We start from the raw sequence: 17,165 nt of genomic DNA, 5'->3' as shown, positions 1-17,165 counted from the left end.
CTGCATCCTGTCACGGCGTCGTGCAGGCGCAACCCCTCTTGCTCAGCGCTCGCCGAGCGCCGCGCCGAGCCGTCCCCCGGCGGCCAGCAGCCGCAGCGCGGCCGCGACCTCCGGCGGCACGCCCCGGCCGCCGGCCACGGCCTCGGTGAGGGCCGCCGCCATCACCCGCAGCTTGACGTTGGTGTGCTGGGACAGCCGGCTCATCAGGTCCCAGGCCTTCTCGGCGTCGCAGCCGACGGTGACCATGACCACGCCGACGGCGTGCTCGATGCCGGGGCGGTTGCTCAGCGCCGTGCGCAGCTGCTCCACCTCCCGTTCCAGCGCCGCGACGTGGTCGGGGTCGTCCGGGACGGCCCGGCCGGCGGCCGCGCGGCGGCGCGCGGCGGCGTCGGCGAGCTGCTGGGAGCGGGCGACGACGGTGCGCGCGCGGGCGACGGCCTCCCGGCTGGCCAGGCCCGCGGTCCGGGCGCGCAGCCGCGCGACGGCGAGGTCCTCGGCCAGGGAGCGCACGCCGGGACCCCCGGCGACCTCCTCGGCGGCGAGCAGGGCCTCGACCCGGTGGGGCTCGACCCAGTCCAGGTCCAGCAGGGCCTCCAGCGCGTCGAGGGCGTCCTCCACGCGGTCCTCGGCCCCGTCCTCCGCGGCCACCCCCGCGGCCACCCCGGCGTCCGTCCCGGGGACCACCCGGTCCCCCAGCGCCCTCCGCAGGCGCGCCCCCAGCGCTCGTCCGTCCATCGTCCTCCTCCTCACCGGCCGGCGGCGCTGCGCGCGCCGTCGACGATCTCCGCGGCGATGTCCCGCAGCTTGCGGTTGGCGCGCTGGGACAGCAGCGCCAGGTGCTCGAACGCGGCCTCGGCGTCGAGGCCGTGCCGGGCGATGAGGACGCCCTTGGCCTGCTCGATGACCGCGCGGGACTGCATGGCGACCTGCAGGTTCTGGGCCCGTTCCCCGGCCCGGGCCAGGGCCGCGGCGTTGCCCAGCGCCACCGCGGCGTACTGCGCGAAGAGCTCCAGCGCCCGCTGCGCCTCCTCCGGGACCGCCTGCCGGCCCGTGGCGGCGAGGCAGTAGGCGTTGATCGCCCCCTGGCACCGGTCCGGGTCCGGCAGCCCCACGGCCACGACGCTGCGCACACCGCGCCGGGCCGCGACCGCGGAGAAGTGGGGGAAGGCGTCGTCCCCGGCGGTGTCGTCGATCCGCACGGTCGCACCGGCCTGGGCGGCGGCCACGCACGGACCGTACCCCAGGCCGTACTGCCGCTCGTCGAGCTCGGCCGCGAGCGCCCCGTGGAAGACGACGGTCTGCGGCTCGCCCTTGCGCAGCAAGGTGATCGAGACGTCGTCGGCCCCTGGGACGGACTCGACCGCGAGGTCGGCGACGCGGCGCAGGACGGCCGGCAGCGGCTGGTCGAGCAGGAGGCGACCCAGCTCGAGGAGCGCGGCCTCGAGGGCCAGCGGCATCGTTCTTCCTTCCCTGCCCGTGCCCGGCGACGGCGCAGGGGGGCAGGGGGTCGAGGGCTCGGTGGACGTTCCTCCCGACGGCCACGGCCACCCGGGCGGGACCGGGGGTGGAGCGGACGTGCAGTGGGGCTGGCGGTTCAACCGGCCTCCGAAGCTACACGACGCGCGCCCCCTCCCGGCACCGCGGGCGGCGGGTCAGGCCGGACCGGCGCCGTCCCCGTCCTGCGCGTCGTCCTGCACCTGCGGGTCGGCCTCCTCGGCCTCCTGCGCGAACCCCGTGTCGTTGCCGTAGCCGGGTTCGGTCGGCGACTCCGCCGCGGCCTCGGTGCCGGGTTCCTCGGAAGGGGTGGTCACGGTCTTCCTCCGTTCGCTCGGGTGGTGAGCGGTCGGCTCACCGCCCCGACGCTAGGGGGCCGGCCACCCTCGTGCCCGTCGAGCCCGTCAGCGCTCCAGCGCACCGGAGCGGGTGAGCTCCTCGGCGAGCGCGTGGAGCTTGACGTTGCGCTCCTGGCTGACGCGGGCCAGCAGCGCGAAGGCCTGGTCGGCGTCGACCTTGAACCGCTCCATGAGGATGCCCTTGGCCTGGCCGATGACGTCGCGGTGCCGCAGCGCCGTGGACAGGTCCTCGAGCTGCTGCGCGTCCGCGAGGGCCACCGCGGCGTGGGCCGCGATCATCGAGCCGACGACCGCGGCGTCGTCGTCGAAGGCCCCCTCCCGCGAGGACAGCAGGTTCAGGCCGCCGAGGGTGCCGCGGTGCACGAACAGCTGGAAGCAGAGCATGCTCCGCACCCCGAGGTCGGCCGACCGCGCCGCGAGCCGGGGCCAGCGGGGGTCGGTGAGCAGGTCGTCGGTGCGGACCACGGGCTCGGTGAACATCGCGTCGAGGCAGGGGCCCTCGCCGAGCTCCTCCTGCGTGCGGTCGAACCGCCGCGCGAGGTCGGAGGTGACCGCGGCGGACCACACCTGCCGCCGCCCGCGCACGACGCTGAGCGAGGCGTGCTCGACCCCGCCGACGAGCGCGGAGGCGCTGGTCAGGACCTCCTGCATGACGTCGCTGGCGCGCGTCTCACCCTGGAGCCGGCGCGCCATCTCCGCCAGGGACGCCGTCAGCGGTTCCCCCGGCCGGGTGCTCGACTCGGTGCTCGCCACGGGACCTCGTCTCGTCCGGCCCACGGGCCGGGGATTCGACCTCGGGCGCCGGGCCCAACCCTAGCCGCCGGTGCGCACCGGCGGGAGGGTCGCGGCCTGCCCGCGCAGGTCCACCACCTGCGCGGCGTGGGCCTGCTCCTGCTGCGCCGCCGCCAGCTCCTCCCGGAACCAGCTCACGGTCCGGGCCAGCCCCTCGGCCCAGCTCACCCGCGGTTCCCAGCCCAGGACGGTCCGCGCCAGCGTCGTGTCGGGCCGGCGGACCTGGGGGTCGTCGACGGGACGGCCGACGAACTCCAGGGTCGAGCTCGACCCCGCGCCGGCGATGACGTCCTCGGCGATGGCCCGGACGCTGAGCTCCTCGGGGTTGCCGATGTTCATCGGCCCGGCGTGCCCGCTCGCGGCCAGGGCCAGGATCCCGGTGACCAGGTCGGAGACGTAGCAGATCGACCGCGTCTGCTGCCCGTCACCGGCCACCGTCACCGGCTCCCCCGCCAGCGCTTGGCGGATGAAGGTGGGGATGGCGCGGCCGTCGGCGGCACGCATCCGCGGGCCGTAGGTGTTGAAGATGCGGACGATGGCGGTGTCGACGCCGTGCGTCGTGCGGTACGCCGTCGTCAGCGCCTCGGCGTAGCGCTTGGACTCGTCGTACACCCCGCGCGGGCCCACCGGGTTGACGTGGCCCCAGTAGCTCTCCGGCTGCGGGTGGACCTGCGGGTCGCCGTAGGTCTCCGACGTGGAGGCCAGCACGAACCGGGCCTGCTTCTCCTTGGCCAGCCCCAGGGCGTGCCAGGTGCCCGTCGACCCGACCTTCAGCGTCTCCAGCGGCAGCTTGAGGTAGTCCACGGGGGAGGCCGGGGAGGCGAAGTGCAGGACGAGGTCCACCGGCCCGGGCACGTGCACGTACTCGGTGATGTCGCAGCGCCGCAGGTGGAAACCCGGGTGCTCCATGAGGTGCGCGACGTTCGCGGGGGTGCCGGTGAGGAAGTTGTCCAGGCAGACGACCTCGACACCGGCGTCGAGGAGGGCCTCGCAGAGGTGGGATCCGAGGAACCCGGCACCGCCGGTCACCACGGCGCGGCGGAAGGGGATGTGGGGCACGTCCCCGATGGAACCACCGAGCGGGTGCTCCCGCGCGTCGGTACGGTCGCGCCCATGCCTGCTCCCGAGCGCGCCCCCGGCGCCACCGTCGTCGTGGCGACCCGAGACCGGGCGGCCGACCTGCGGGTCACCCTCCCCCGGCACGCCGCGGAGGTCGTCGTCGTGGACAACGGCTCGACCGACGACACCCCCGCGGTGCTGGCCGCCGAGGCCGCCCGGCGGCGGGCCGCGGGCGAACCGGGGCTGCGCACGCTGCGGCCGGGGCAGAACCTGGGGGCGACCGCCCGCAACCTCGGGGTCGCGGCGGCCCGCACCGAGGTCGTCGCCTTCGCCGACGACGACTCCTGGTGGGCCCCCGGTTCCCTGCAGCGGGCCGAGCAGCTGTTCGCCGAGCACCCGCGGCTGGCGGTGCTGGCCGCGCGGACCCTGGTGGGACCGGCCGAGGAGCTGGACCCGGTGTGCCTGGACATGGCCTCGGCGCCGTGGGGCCGCGCCCCGGACCTGCCCGGCCCGCACGTCACGGGTTTCGTGGCGTGCGCGACCGTCGTGCGCCGCGACGCCTTCCTGGCCACCGGGGGTTTCGACCGCGTCGTGCACTTCGGCGGGGAGGAGGAGCGCGTCACCTACGACCTGCTCGCCGCCGGCTGGGGGCTGGCCTACGTCGACGACGTCGTGGCCCACCACCACCCCTCCCCCAGCCGCGGCACCGCGCAGCAGCGGCGGGAACTGCTGCAGCGCAACGCCCTGCTGACGGCCTGGATGCGCCGGCCGTTGCGGGTCGCGGCGCGCAGCACCGTCGGCTCGTTCCTGGCCGGGGGCGAGGCGCGGCGCGGCGCGCTGGCCGCGGTCCCCCGGGTCCCGGCGGCGCTGCGCCAGCGCCGCGGGACCTCCCCCGTCGTCGAGGAGAGGCTGGCCGTCCGTGGCTGAGCAGCAGCACGAGCAGCAGCACGAGCAGGCGCGCGAGGACGACCGGGTGAGCGTCGTCCTCATCACCTGGCAGCGGCGCGAGGAGGCCCTGCTCGCGGTGCGCCGCCTGCTGGAACTGCCCGAGCGGCCGCGCGTCATCGTCCTCGACAACGCCTCGACGGACGGCACGGCCGACGCGCTGCGCGCCGAGCACCCCCGCGGCACCGCCCGCGGGGACCGGCTCGACGTCGTCGTCCTGCCGGAGAACCAGGGGGCGGTCGCCCGCAACACCGGCGTCGCCTCGGCCCGCACGCCCTACGTGGCGTTCTGCGACGACGACACCTGGTGGGACCCCGGCTCGCTGGCCCGCGCGGCCGACCTCCTCGACGCCGACGACCGGGTCGCCGTGCTCACCGCCCGGATCCTCGTCGAACCCGGCGGGGTCGAGGACGACATCGTCGCCGAGCTGCGCGACTCCCCCGTGCGCGGCGCACCCGGCCTGCCCGGCCCCGCGCTCGGCAGTTTCCTCGCCGGCGCGTCCGTGGTGCGCCGCAGCGCCTTCCTGGAGGTCGGGGGTTTCTCCAAGCGGCTGTGGCTGGGCGGGGAGGAGGAACTGCTGGCCGCCGACCTGGCCGCGCGGGGGTGGGAGCTGTGCTACGTGGAGGACCTGCAGGTCCACCACCAGGCGTCGGTGCTGCGCGAGTCGACGCGCCGGCGCCGCAACGGCATCCGCAACACCCTGTGGTTCACGTGGTTGCGCCGTCCACTACCGGCCGCGGCCCGGCGCACGCGGGACCTGCTGACGTCGCTGCCGCGCGACCGCACCAGCGCCCTCGGGGTGCTCGACGCGGTCGCCGGGCTGCCCTGGCTCGTGCGGGAACGGCGCGTCCTGCCCCCGCACGCCGAGGCCCGTTTCGCGGCGCTGGAGGAGGCCCAGCGCACGTCCACGGCACGCGACTACTCGCGCTGACCTCCCGGTTGCCGACCCCCCGGGTCGGTGTTGGAGTGAGGCCCGACGGGTGCAGCAGCGTCGCCCGGGAGGACCCGACGCACTCTCGAGGAGACCCTGCATGTTCGACACCCGGGAACAGCTGATCCACGAGCACCTGGACCTGGCCCGCGGGCTGGCCTGGCGCTACCGCCACCGCGGGATCCCCGACGAGGACCTCGAGCAGGTCGCCCGCCTCGGCCTGGTGAAGGCCGCCGAACGGTTCGACCCCGAGGCCGGGCACGAGTTCGGCGCCTTCGCCACCCCCACCATCACCGGCGAGCTGCGCCGCTGGTTCCGGGACCACGGGTGGTGCGTGCGGCCGCCGCGCCGTCTGCAGGAACTGCGCACCCGGATGATCCACGAGGACACCACCGGGCTGTCGGAGGAGGAGCTCGCCGCCCGGCTCGACGCGACGGTCGCCGAGCTGCGCGAGGCCCACCGCGCCACCCACGCCTACTCCGCGCTGTCCCTGGACGTCCCCCGCCACGACGTCGCCACCGACGAGGACACCGGGGCCCGCATCGACGACCTCCTGTCGCTGCGCGGGGCCGTGGCCCGGCTCAGCGACCGCGAGCGCCGCATCCTGCACCTGAGGTTCTACGCCGAGGCCACGCAGGCCGAGATCGCCGGTGATCTCGGCATCAGCCAGATGCAGGTCTCCCGCCTGCTGGCGGGGATCATGACCCGGCTGCGCGCCGAGCTCGGCGTTCACGTCCCCGTGCGGGACGTCACCAGCCCCGTCCGCCGCCGCAAGGCCGCCGAGGGCGTCCCCGCGTGGTCGCGCATCCCCTCGACCAGCTCCACCAGGACGTCGCGCGCCGCGTGAGCCGGGCGCCAGCCCAGCACCTCGCGGGCGCGGGTGGTGTCCATGACCGGCACCCCGTACCCCAGGTCCAGCCAGCCGGGCTGCACGGGGTGCAGGCGCGCGTGGTACGTCAGGGCCGCGAGCGCGCGCACGAGCCGGCGGTCCACCCCGCGGAACCGCGCGGCGTTCAGCGCCAGCGCCAGGTCCCGCCCCGTCAGCAGCGGCTCGTCGGCGACGTTGAACGCCCCGCCGGGCACCACGTCCAGGATCCGCGCCAGGGCGTCGGCCAGGTCGTCGGCGTGGACGACCTGGAACCGCAGGCGCTGCGGCACCGGCAGCACGGGCAGCGGCACGCGCCGCAGCAGCCGCGTGGGCACCAGGGCCCCCAGGAAGTACCGGGCGATCTCGCTGCCGGAGTCGCGCTGGAAGACCAGCGCCGGGCGGACCCGCGTGACGACGAGCTCGGGGTGGTCGCGCTCGACCTCGTCGAGGCGGGCCTCGACGGTGGCCTTCTCCCGGGAGTACTGCGAGGGGGTGATGCCCGCCGCGGGCCAGCTCTCGTCGACCCGCCCGCCGCCGATCGGGTGCGTCGCGTACGCCCCCACCGAGGACAGGTGCACCAGGTGCGGCACCCCGGCCCGCAGCGCGGCCTGCACGACGTTGCGGGTGCCGCTGACGTTCACCCGGGTCAGCTCCTGCGGGTCCCGGGCCGGCTGGATCAGCCACGCGGTGTGCACGACGGCGTCGACCCCGGCGAAGACCTGCGCCAGCCGGTCCACCGCCCCCGGTCCCGCGACGTCGAGCGACTCCCACCGCACGTCGGCGTAGACCCCGACCGGTTCGGGCAGCCGCCGGCAGATCCCGACGACCTCGACCCCGTCGGCGGCGAGGCGGCGCAGCAGCGCCGTCCCCACGTTGCCCGACGCCCCCGTGATGGCGACCTTCATGCCCGCACCCTCCTGCGCTCGTCCGTCCGCGTCCTCGTCGGCCCCGTCCGTGGGCCGACGTCCAGCACCACTCCGCTCGCCGGGCGCGACGGCACCGGACGGGCCGGCGCGCGCAGGTCCTGCGGGGGGAACCGGAGGTCCTCGTGGCACAGCACCCGCACGGCCTGCGCGAGCAACCGCACCGTCGCCGGCTCGCCGGGGCAGCGGTGCCCCGTGCGCGCGTCACCGGCGCCCTGCGGGGCGAAGGCGTGCGAGACCGGGCACTCGCCCTGCCCCGCGAACCGCCCCGGGTCGAACAGCTCGGGGTCGGGCCACTGCGCGGGGTCGCGGTGGGTCCCGACGACGTCCAGCACGAGGCGGTCCCCGGCGCGCAGCCGCACGCCGCCCACCTCCGTGCCCCGGCGCGCGCGGGCCGCGAGGGCCGGGACGAACGGGTGGCGGCGGCGCACCTCGTGGGCGACGGCGACGGCCAGCTCCTGCGCCCGCTCCGGCGGGGCGTCGCGCACCAGGTCGCGCCAGCCGGGGTCGTCGTGCAGGGCGACGGCGGCTTGGGTGACCAGCCACGCCACAGCGACCGTGGGGCGCAGCACGTTGAGCAGCTCCACGGCGGCCAGGCGCTCGTCGAGGACGTCGCCGCCGGGGCCGCGGTACCGGCTGACCTCCTCCAGCGCCGAGCCCGCGGGCGGGGTGAGCCGGCCGGCGCGGGTGTCGCGGACCGCGGCGCGGGCCCACCGCTCGCAGCGGTGGCGGGCGGCGCGGGCACGCAGGTGGCGGGGCCCGGCCGAGCCGAACCCGTCGACGATCGTCGCCAGGTCGTGGGCGCGGCGGGTCGTGGTGCGCTCGTCACGCTCCCCGTGGTGATCGTGGTCACCGCGCACGCCGGACCAGCGCAGCACGGCCCGGCCCAGCACGCCCACGGCCTCGTCGAAGAGCACCACGGGCGGCCCCGAGCGCCAGCGCGCCGCGGCGCGGTCCCACTCCTGCGCGGCGGCGGTCACGAGCCCGTCGACCCGCTCGGGGGCCAGCACGGTCGTGAACAGCTCCTTGCGCACCCGGTGCTCGGCGTCGTCGAGGCCGTGGACGGCGCCGCGGCCGAACAGGACGTCGCTCAGGACCGCCGGCACCGCACCGGTGCGGGACGTGCGGGAGGAGTCGTAGAACGTGCGGACCCCCTCCGGGCCGCGCAGCAGCACCGCGCGCCGGCCCAGCAGCCGCGCCGGCAGCGGCGCGGGCCGCAGCCGGGGCAGCCCGTCGAAGCCCCGCAGCAGCAGGCTGAACACCAGTTCGGGTCGCACGAGTTCCGCACTACCCCGCCCCCGGACGACGAAACCCCGCAGCGCGGTGCTCAAGCGTGGCGGTCCTCACACGCGGTTTCGGCGCGCGCGAGGCGGCGGACCGGCGTAGCACGGACCCATGCCCCTGCTGAGCTCGCTCTTCGACGCCCCCTCGCGGTGGGCGGCCCTGGACCCGGTCGCCGGGTTCGCCAAGGACGTCGCGGACCGGCTGCTGCCCGGAGGTGCCGTGCGCGGCCTGCTCCACGGCCGCCCCGCCGGGCACCCCCTGCACCCGGCCATGGCCCAGCTGCCCATCGGGACGTCCGTCTCGGCGCTGCTGCTGGACGCCGCGTCGGTCCTCCTGCCCGGCGGCCGGGCCCTGGACCTGCCCGCCCGCGGCCTGGCCGCCGTCAGCGTGGCCTCCGTCGCCCCGACGGCCCTGGCCGGCTGGGCCGACTACGTCGACCTGCACCCCGACCAGCAGCGCACCGCCATCGTCCACGCGGCGGGCAACGCGGTCGCGGCGGCGCTGTGGACGGCGTCGCTGTTCTCCCGCCGCCACGGCCGGCTGCTGCGGACCGCGGGCACGTCCGTGGCGGGCGCGGCCGGCGCCCTGGGCGGGCACCTGGCCTACCGCTGGGCGGCCGGCGCCAACCACGCCGAGCACCTCGTCCACCTCGCCGGCGACGGCCAGGAGTTCAGTGACCTCGGCCCGCTGGACGACCTCGCCGAGGGCCGCCCCCAGCAGCGGTGGATCGGCGACGCCCCGCTGTGTGTGCTGCGCCGCGGCGGGGAGGTCATGGCCTTGACGGACACCTGCACGCACCTGGGGGCCTCGCTGCACGAGGGCGAGGTGAAGGGGACGGGACCGCGCACGACCATCACCTGCCCCTGGCACGGCAGCGAGTTCCGGTTCGCCGACGGCGACGTGCTCGACGGCCCGGCCACCGCCCCGCAGCCCACCGTGGAGACGAAGGTCTCCGCGGGCCGCGTCCTGGCCCGCGTCGTCGGGCCGCCGCTGTGAGTTCCCCCGTGAGCCCCGCTGCGGGTTCCCTCGTGAGTTCCCCCCGACCGGCGAGAGGCAGGACGCGCCCGTGAGAGCCCTGACGTGGCAAGGCAAGCGGTCCGTGGCGGTGCAGGACGTCCCCGACCCCCGGATCGTCGAACCCACCGACGCGGTGGTCCGCATCACCTCCACGGCGATCTGCGGTTCGGACCTGCACCTGTACGAGGTGCTGGCCCCGTACCTGGCCGAGGGCGACGTGCTGGGGCACGAACCCATGGGGATCGTCGAGGAGGTCGGGTCGGCGGTCACGAACCTCGCCCCCGGCGACCGCGTCGTCATCCCGTTCACGATCTCCTGCGGGCACTGCTGGATGTGCGAGCGCGGCCTGACGACGCAGTGCGAGACCACGCAGGTGCGCGAGAAGGGCAGCGGTGCGGCCCTGTTCGGGTACACCTCGCTGTACGGGTCGGTGCCCGGCGGCCAGGCCGAGCTGCTGCGCGTCCCGCACGCCGACTTCAACCCCATCAAGGTCGGCCGCGAGGGCGACGGCGGGGCGCCGGACGAGCGGTACCTGTTCCTGTCCGACATCCTGCCGACCGCCTGGCAGGGGGTGCAGTACGCCGACGTCCCCGAGGGCGGGACCCTCGCGGTCCTGGGCCTGGGACCGGTGGGGCAGTTCGCCGCCCGCATCGGCCGCCAGCGCGGGTACCAGGTCATCGCGGTGGACCCCGTGCCCGAGCGGCGGGAGATGGCGATCCGCAACGGCGTCACCGCGATCGACCTGACCGACCCCTCCGGCGCCGACGTCCCGACCCGGCTGCGCGAGCGCACCGACGGCCGCGGACCGGACGCCGTGCTGGACGCCGTCGGCATGGAGGCCCACGGCGGGGCCGAGGGGGTCGTGGCCAAGGCCGCGCAGACCGCCGTCGGGCTGCTGCCGGACGCCGTGGCGCAGAAGGTGATGGAGACCGGCGGGATCGACCGGCTGTGGGCCGTGCGGACCGCCGTCGACGCCGTCCGGCGCGGCGGGACGGTCTCGCTGTCCGGGGTCTACGGCGGGGAGGCCGACCCGATGCCGATGATGACGATGTTCGACAAGCAGATCCAGCTGCGCATGGGGCAGTGCAACGTCAAGACCTGGGTCGACGACCTCATGCCGTTCGTGGAGGACCCCTCCGACCCGCTGGGGATCGACGACCTCACGACCCACCGGGTCCCCCTGGAGGACGCCCCCGAGGCCTACGAGATGTTCCAGGCCAAGCGGGACGGCTGCATCAAGGTGGTCCTGAAACCCTGACCGCGCGCGTGAAGCAGTTCCTCGGCCGGTGGCCGCGGCTGGGGCTGGCGGCGCGCACCGCGCTCGCCGCCACCCTGGCCTGGCTGCTGGCGCTGAACCTGCCCGGTGACGTCGCCGGCACCTACCCCTACTTCGCCCCGCTGGGGGCCGTCGTGGGGTCCTGGTCGACGGTGCGCAGCTCGGTGCGCAACTCCGCGCGGGCGGTCGCGGCGATCCTGTGCGGGGCGCTGCTGGCGCTCGCGCTGGCGCAGGTGCTGGGCCGGGACCTGCTCGTCATCCCTCTCGTCGTGTTCTGCGCGACCCTGCTGGCGGGCTGGCGGGTCTTCGCCGGGCAGGGCAGCTGGGTCCTGACGGTCTCCCTGTTCGTGCTGGTGGCCGGGGCGCAGCACCCCGTCGAGTACGCGCTGGGGTACTGCGGGCTGACCCTGCTGGGCGGGTGCGTCGCGGTGGCCGTGAACGCCGCCCTGCCGTCGGTGCCGCTGGCCCGCTCGGCGCAGGCGCTGCACGAGCTGGCGACGGTCCTGGCCGACCAGCTCGACGACCTCGCCGCCGGCCTGCGCCACGACGACCCGCCCCCGGCGCGGGAGTGGGCGCAGCGGCTGCGCGCGGTGGCCCCGGTCCGGGAGTCGGTGCGCGCCAGCCGGGAGGAGACCGAGGAGTCGCTGCGGGGCAACCTGCGTGCCCGTCCCCACCTGGAGGAGGCCCGGCACCAGCACCTCAGCGGGGTCGCGCTGGAGAACCTGGCGGTGCGGGTCGAGGAGCTCAGCGAGCTGCTCGTGGAGGTCCAGGCCCCCGTGGACCGGGCCGTGGCGCTGGGGGCGGAGCTGCGGTGGCCCACGGCGGCCGTGCTCGACGCCCTGGCCCGGCTGCTGCGCGAGCACCCCTCCGACGGTGGCCCCGAGCGCCGGCAGGCGGTGCGCGAGCACCTGCAGCACCTGTCGGCGGTGGAGTCCGGCGCCCGGTTCACCCTGGCCCGCGACCGGCAGACGGCGGGCGCGGTCGTCACCGCGCTGCGGCGCTGCCTGGGCGCCCTCGACCTCGACGCCAGCGACGACGAGGCGCTGGCCCCGACGCCGTGGGCCCGTCCCGACCCGGACCTGCCGGTGGCACCGCGGCGCGGGCTGCCGCTGCGCGGGGTGCGACTGCGCGGGGTCCGACTGCGCGGGGTGAGGTGGCGCGGGCTCGGGCGCAGGGGCTGAGCGCGCACCCGGTGACCTCGTGGCGGTCAGCGCGCCGCGACGGCGGGCCGCTGCCCGTCCGGGGCGCCCGCGTGGGCGCGGGTGCGGTTCCCACCGGCCCGCTTGGCCCGGTACATGGCGGCGTCGGCCTGGCCCAGCACCGTCTCGGGGTCGGTGCCGGGGTCCGCGACGGCGGTACCGGTGCTGGCCCCGACGGTGAAGGAGCCCGCCGCCAGCAGCACCGGCTCGCGCACGGCGGCCAGCAGGCGCGCGGCGACCGCCCCGACGTCCCTCCCGGTGCCCGTCCCGGTGCCCACGTCGGGGCAGACGACGGCGAACTCGTCCCCGCCCAGGCGGGCCAGGGTGTCGCCGGGGCGCAGGCACGCGCTGAACCGGGCGGCGACCTCCCGCAGCAGCTCGTCACCGGCGCCGTGCCCGGCGGTGTCGTTGACGGCCTTGAAGCCGTCGAGGTCGACGTAGACGACCCCCACCCGCGAGCGGGTCCGCTCCGCGGCGGCCAGGGCGTGGGCGAGGCGGTCGCGCAGGAGCACGCGGTTGGGCAGGCCGGTCAGGGCGTCGTGCAGCGCCTGGTGGCGCAGCGCCTCCTCCGCCGCCGTCCGGGCCTCCTCGGCGGCCTTGCGGGCCGTGACGTCCTCGATGAGGCACAGCAGGTGCGGTTCGCCGTCCTCGCTGGTGGCCATGACGGTGGCCGACAGCATCCCCCAGCGGGTCGTGCCGTCGGCGCGCTCGTAGCGCTTCTCCACCTCCGCGCGGGTGACCTCGCCCAGCAGGAACGGGGCGAAGGAGACGATGCACTCGGCCCGGTCGTCGGGGTGGGTCAGGTCGTGGAAGTCGCGGGCCAGCAGCTCGGCCGCGCTGAGCCCGGTGAAGGCGCACATCGTGCTGTTGACCTGCAGGATCCGGGCGGCGTCGGCCTCCCCCAGCCCGACGATCATCATCCCGACGGGGGCGGTGTCAAAGGCGGTGCGGAAGCGCCGCTCGGAGGCGACCAGGCGCGCCTGCGCGGCCCGTTCGGCGGTGACGTCGCGCACGCCCACGACCGCGCCGGCGCTCCCCCCGCCGTCCCGCCCGTCCTCGCCGTCGCCGGCGGGCGTGCCCGGCAGGGGCTGGGCGGTCACGTGCAGCAGCCGGCCGTCCGGGACGGCGGGGGTGCGCACGAGCACGTCGGTGCCGGGCACGCCGTGCCCGCGCAGCGCCCGCGCGACCGGCAGGTCCTCGGCGGGCCAGGGGGTGCCGTCGGGGCGCAGCAGCTCGAAGTGCTCAGCCCAGCGGCTGCGCTCCAGGCCCACGGGCAGGTCGGGGAAGAGCCGGTGGGCGGCCCGGTTGCGCAGGATCGCGCGACCGTCGGCGTCGTAGACGGACAGCCCGTCGCCGGTGGTGTCGAAGACGGTCCCCAGCAGGCGCGCCTGCTCCTGCGCGGCCCGGTGGGCGCGGCGCAGCCCCAGTTCCAGGCGGTGCCGCTCCTCCCGGTGCAGCACCAGCATCAGCGTGAGCACGCTCAGCACCAGCACGAGGAGCTGGACGTCGACGAGCCGCAGCAGCGGCTCGTCGGAGCGGAAGGGACCACCACCGGCGCGGGTCAGGAGGACCAGCGCGGTGGCGTCGACGACCGTGACGACCACCGCGACCCGGCGGTCGGCGCGCAGACCCAGCCACACCGCCCACGGCACCGTCAGGAACACCAGCGGCTCGTGGTCCAGGTGGCCCATCAGGACGAAGAACGCCACGGACGCCGTGAGCACCACGACGTGCTCGACCCGGGAGGCCACCGGGGCCAGGGTCGGCACCTCCCGGTCCCCCGTGCGCAGCCACACCAGCGCCAGCACGACGGTGCTGGCGGCGTGGCGCACCACCCAGGCCAGGTGGGCGGTGGCCGGCGGCGCGTGCAGCAGCACGACCGCGGCGCTGGCGCCGAGGGCCGCGCCCGCGCCCGCACCCGCGGTGGCGGCCACGACCAGCGCCCACAGGTCCCGCGGCTGGCGCAGCCGCAACCCGGCCGGCTGCAGCCGCCGGTGCACCCAGCACGCCACCAGCGCCTGCAGCAGGCCGGCCACGGCGAAGACGAGGGCCGGCAGCGGGGGCTGCCCGCTGAGCAGCTGCACCGCGACCCCGGTGCCCGCCACGAGCGCGGCGTCGCGCCGCACCGCCCGGGGGCCGCCGGAGCGCCAGGAGCGGGCCAGCCAGAGGAAACCCACCCCGGCCGCGGGCCAGACGACCGCCAACGGCATGCCCGGCAGCTGGGACGCGCGGCCCAGCAGCATCGCGGCGGCGTAGGCCAGCACCAGCGCCGCCGTCCGCAGCGCGGGGCGCGAGCGCGCACCAGCGGTGCCCGGCGGCGTCGCGGGGGGTGGCTCGACGACCTCCACGGTCCCGTGCACCTCCCGTCGGCCGGGTCGACGCGACGACCGCGGACGACCTCCCCGGTGCATCGGTCCCGCCACCGGCCGCCTTGAGGTGACGGCGGGGTCGCGGGACCGGGTCGGGCCGAGTGGTTGAGCCCGGCACCGTCGCCGCCGATGACTCCCCCATGTCTGCTCTGCGCCGGTGGCGCCTGGGTCCGCGCCTGGCCGCGGCGTTCTCCGTGGTCGTCGTGCTGCTGCTGGCGGTGCTGGCCGCCGGTCTGTCCGCCGGCGCCTCCCAGGGCGCCGCGACCGATCGTCTGCAGGCGCAGCAGCGGTTCTCCGCCGCCGCGCTGACCGCCAAGTACGCCGCGGCCGACCTCAACGGCTGGCAGACCGCCTACGCCTTCGACGCCGTCCGCGCTCCCGGGGCGCTCGACGACGGCACCGGCTCGCGCGGGGCCTACCTGGACTCCGCCGGCCGGTTCGAGCAGGCCCTGCGGGTCCTGGCCGACCGCAGCACCGCCGCCGAGACCGACGACGACATCGCACAGCTCGGTGCCCTGTACGAGCAGTTCGCCGCCACCGACGCGCAGATCGCGGCCGGGTACCGCGGTGGCGACGCCGCGGCCGCCACCGAGCTGGTCATGGGCCGGGAGATCGAGCTGTACACGGCCATGGGCGAGCTGCTGGACGAGGTCTCGGGCGACGCCGAGCGCGCCTTCGCGCTGGCCCGGACCGACGCGGAGGCCGCGCAGCGCCGCGGCGCGGTCCTCATGTGGACGCTGGGTGTCGCGGGTTCCCTCGTCTCGGTGCTGCTGGCGGTGCTGGTGACGCGCTCGGTGACCGGGCCGGTGACCGCGGTGCGCGACCGCCTGGTGCTGCTGGCGCAGGGCGACCTGGCCACCGCCGTCCCCGCGCACGGCCGCGACGAGGTCGCCGGGATGGCCCGGGCCCTGCAGCAGGCGGTGGACTCCCTGGGCGGCACGGTGCACCGCATCGCCTCCGAGGCCACCACGCTGGCCGCCTCCAGCGAGGGGCTGAGCGCCGTGGCCGCCGAGCTGTCCACCGGGGCCGACGAGTCCGCCTCCCAGGCCCAGGTCGTCTCCGCGGCCACCGAGGAGATCAGCGCCAACATCGGCACCGTCGCCGCCGCCGGCGATGAGATGAGCTCGGCGATCCGCGAGATCGCCACCGCCACCGCCGAGGCCTCCTCCACCGCCAGCACCGCCGTCGCCTCCGCCGACCAGGCCAGCGCCACCATCCAGCGCCTGGGCGCCTCCTCCCGCGAGATCGGCGACGTGGTCAAGCTCATCACCTCCATCGCCGAGCAGACCAACCTGCTGGCCTTGAACGCCACCATCGAAGCGGCCCGGGCCGGGGAGATGGGCAAGGGCTTCGCCGTCGTGGCCGGGGAGGTCAAGGAGCTGGCTCAGCAGACCGCCCGGGCCACGGAGGAGATCGTGGGGCGGGTGGCCGCCACCCAGGCCGACGCCGAGGCCGCCACCGTGGTCATCGGGCAGATCGCCGAGGTCATCGCCCGCATCGACGGGTTGCAGGCCACCATCGCCGCGGCGGTGGAGGAGCAGTCGGCCACCACGGCCGAGATGGTCCGCAACGTCACCGAGGTCTCCACCGGTTCGCAGGAGATCGCCGCGAACATCTCCGGCATCGCCGCGGCGACCGACCGGACCACGTCGGGGGCCTCCCGCACGGCCGCCACCGCCGGTGAGGTGTCGCGGGCGGCGGTGCAGCTGAACGAGCTGGTCGCCTCCTTCACCCTGGCCCGCTGAGGCCCCGCGGCCCCGGCGGGGGCCGCGGCCCCCGCCGGGGCGCTCACCCCCCGAGGCGGCTCACGGTGAAGGCGACGAGGAACCCCAGCGTCGTCACCAGCCCGGTGTAGAGCTGGGTGCGCTCGAAGGCCTCCGGGATCATGGTGTCCGCGATCATCGTGAGGATCGCCCCGGCGGCCAGCGCGGTGATCGCCGCGACGACCTGCGGGGAGGCCGAGCCCAGCGCCAGGTAGCCCACGGCGGCGGCCGCGGCGCTGAGGACCGCGATGGCGCCCCACACGCCGAACACGTACCCGGCGCTGCGGCCGGCCCGCTTCATGCCCGCGACGCTGGACAGCCCCTCGGGGACGTTGGAGATGACGACCGCGGCGACGACGGCGGTGCTGACCCCGCGGCCGCCCAGCAGCCCGACCCCCAGGACGACCGACTCGGGGACGCCGTCGAGCAGGGCGCCGATCGCGATCGCCGCCCCGCTGCCGCCCTGCTCGGCCTCCGACGGCTGCTGGTCACCGGACCGCTTGCGGTACCGGGCCCCGCGCCGGGCCAGCACGAGGTTGGCGGCCAGGTACACCACCGCCCCGGCCAGGAAGGCGCCCACGGTGGGCACCAGTCCCCCGGTGTCGGCCGCCTCCTGCGCCAGGTCGAAGGCGAGGGCGGAGATCAGGACGCCGGACCCGAAGGCCATGACGGTGGCGACCACCTTCGCCGGCACGGGCACGAACCAGGCGACGGCCGCGCCCACCACCAGTGCCGCCCCGCCCAGGAGCCCCCAGCCCCCGGCCTGCAACCACTCCGGCACGATCCCTCCCGTCCTCCCGCGACCACTTCCTCCCGGCGACCACGGTCAGCGGTCCGTCCAGCCGCTACCCCGTCCACCCGCGCGCGAACCGGGCCGGTTCCGCTG

16 protein-coding genes are annotated in these 17,165 nt (G+C 76.6%); 7 read left to right on the top strand and 9 right to left on the bottom strand.

Annotation, left to right across the window (positions count from 1 at the left end; all coding sequences use genetic code 11):
- Positions 1 to 42 precede the first annotated feature (42 nt).
- The 5 genes from BJ968_RS16570 to BJ968_RS16550 form a co-directional block, all read right to left on the bottom strand.
- Complete coding sequence (locus tag BJ968_RS16570) at positions 43 to 735, bottom strand: ANTAR domain-containing protein (RefSeq protein WP_179753683.1); 693 nt, start codon at positions 733 to 735, stop codon at positions 43 to 45.
- A gap of 11 nt (positions 736 to 746) precedes the next feature.
- Positions 747 to 1,457 carry a GAF and ANTAR domain-containing protein gene (locus tag BJ968_RS16565; protein WP_179753681.1) on the bottom strand — a complete coding sequence of 237 codons (711 nt, stop codon included), beginning with the start codon at positions 1,455 to 1,457 and terminating at the stop codon, positions 747 to 749.
- Between the two features lie 195 nt (positions 1,458 to 1,652).
- Positions 1,653 to 1,811 carry a hypothetical protein gene (locus BJ968_RS16560; protein WP_179753679.1) on the bottom strand — a complete coding sequence of 53 codons (159 nt, stop codon included), beginning with the start codon at positions 1,809 to 1,811 and terminating at the stop codon, positions 1,653 to 1,655.
- An 87-nt stretch (positions 1,812 to 1,898) separates the two neighbouring features.
- Positions 1,899 to 2,606, bottom strand: a complete 708-nt coding sequence (locus tag BJ968_RS16555; protein WP_218885119.1) for an ANTAR domain-containing protein — start codon at positions 2,604 to 2,606, stop codon at positions 1,899 to 1,901.
- A 60-nt stretch (positions 2,607 to 2,666) separates the two neighbouring features.
- Positions 2,667 to 3,713 (bottom strand): UDP-glucuronic acid decarboxylase family protein, encoded by a 1,047-nt coding sequence (locus BJ968_RS16550; RefSeq protein ID WP_425491578.1) that lies wholly within the window; start codon positions 3,711 to 3,713, stop codon positions 2,667 to 2,669.
- Positions 3,714 to 3,758: 45 nt separating this feature from the next.
- Between BJ968_RS16550 and BJ968_RS16545 the strand changes: the two genes are divergently transcribed.
- The 3 genes from BJ968_RS16545 to BJ968_RS16535 all read left to right on the top strand — a co-directional run bounded on the left by BJ968_RS16545 (position 3,759) and on the right by BJ968_RS16535 (position 6,427).
- On the top strand, positions 3,759 to 4,631 hold the full coding sequence (locus tag BJ968_RS16545) for a glycosyltransferase family 2 protein (RefSeq protein ID WP_179753677.1): 873 nt from the start codon (positions 3,759 to 3,761) through the stop codon (positions 4,629 to 4,631).
- Positions 4,624 to 5,580, top strand: coding sequence for a glycosyltransferase (locus tag BJ968_RS16540; RefSeq protein ID WP_218885117.1), 957 nt, complete (start codon positions 4,624 to 4,626; stop codon positions 5,578 to 5,580). The genes BJ968_RS16545 and BJ968_RS16540 overlap by 8 nt, the downstream gene beginning before the upstream one ends.
- Before the next feature lie 100 nt (positions 5,581 to 5,680).
- Entirely contained in the window at positions 5,681 to 6,427 is a 747-nt protein-coding gene (locus BJ968_RS16535) for a sigma-70 family RNA polymerase sigma factor (protein WP_179753675.1), read from the top strand.
- On the opposite strand, the gene BJ968_RS16530 is transcribed toward BJ968_RS16535, so the two are convergent.
- Together BJ968_RS16530 and BJ968_RS16525 are read right to left on the bottom strand one after the other, a co-directional pair.
- Entirely contained in the window at positions 6,310 to 7,353 is a 1,044-nt protein-coding gene (locus BJ968_RS16530) for an NAD-dependent epimerase/dehydratase family protein (RefSeq protein ID WP_179753673.1), read from the bottom strand. The two genes, BJ968_RS16535 and BJ968_RS16530, sit on opposite strands and share 118 nt — an antisense overlap.
- Positions 7,350 to 8,702, bottom strand: a complete 1,353-nt coding sequence (locus BJ968_RS16525) for a cytochrome P450 (RefSeq protein ID WP_218885116.1) — start codon at positions 8,700 to 8,702, stop codon at positions 7,350 to 7,352. The genes BJ968_RS16530 and BJ968_RS16525 overlap by 4 nt, the downstream gene beginning before the upstream one ends.
- Before the next feature lie 64 nt (positions 8,703 to 8,766).
- Between BJ968_RS16525 and BJ968_RS16520 the strand changes: the two genes are divergently transcribed.
- The 3 genes from BJ968_RS16520 to BJ968_RS16510 all read left to right on the top strand — a co-directional run bounded on the left by BJ968_RS16520 (position 8,767) and on the right by BJ968_RS16510 (position 12,129).
- Complete coding sequence (locus BJ968_RS16520) at positions 8,767 to 9,651, top strand: Rieske (2Fe-2S) protein (RefSeq protein ID WP_179753671.1); 885 nt, start codon at positions 8,767 to 8,769, stop codon at positions 9,649 to 9,651.
- Between the two features lie 70 nt (positions 9,652 to 9,721).
- Positions 9,722 to 10,930 carry an alcohol dehydrogenase catalytic domain-containing protein gene (locus BJ968_RS16515; RefSeq protein WP_179753669.1) on the top strand — a complete coding sequence of 403 codons (1,209 nt, stop codon included), beginning with the start codon at positions 9,722 to 9,724 and terminating at the stop codon, positions 10,928 to 10,930.
- 8 nt (positions 10,931 to 10,938) lie between these two features.
- Positions 10,939 to 12,129 (top strand): FUSC family protein, encoded by a 1,191-nt coding sequence (locus BJ968_RS16510; RefSeq protein WP_179753667.1) that lies wholly within the window; start codon positions 10,939 to 10,941, stop codon positions 12,127 to 12,129.
- A 26-nt stretch (positions 12,130 to 12,155) separates the two neighbouring features.
- Here BJ968_RS16510 and BJ968_RS16505 read toward each other — a convergent pair whose 3' ends face one another.
- On the bottom strand, positions 12,156 to 14,495 hold the full coding sequence (locus BJ968_RS16505; RefSeq protein ID WP_179753665.1) for a diguanylate cyclase domain-containing protein: 2,340 nt from the start codon (positions 14,493 to 14,495) through the stop codon (positions 12,156 to 12,158).
- Between the two features lie 161 nt (positions 14,496 to 14,656).
- Between BJ968_RS16505 and BJ968_RS16500 the strand changes: the two genes are divergently transcribed.
- On the top strand, positions 14,657 to 16,261 hold the full coding sequence (locus BJ968_RS16500; protein WP_179753657.1) for a methyl-accepting chemotaxis protein: 1,605 nt from the start codon (positions 14,657 to 14,659) through the stop codon (positions 16,259 to 16,261).
- A 43-nt stretch (positions 16,262 to 16,304) separates the two neighbouring features.
- Here the strand turns inward: BJ968_RS16500 and BJ968_RS16495 are convergent, their stop codons facing one another.
- On the bottom strand, positions 16,305 to 17,060 hold the full coding sequence (locus BJ968_RS16495; protein WP_179753655.1) for a ZIP family metal transporter: 756 nt from the start codon (positions 17,058 to 17,060) through the stop codon (positions 16,305 to 16,307).
- Positions 17,061 to 17,165 lie beyond the last annotated feature (105 nt).

Source organism: Kineococcus aurantiacus (assembly GCF_013409345.1).
Lineage (GTDB): Bacteria > Actinomycetota > Actinomycetes > Actinomycetales > Kineococcaceae > Kineococcus > Kineococcus aurantiacus.
This window is presented reverse-complemented; position numbering and strand designations above follow the sequence as displayed.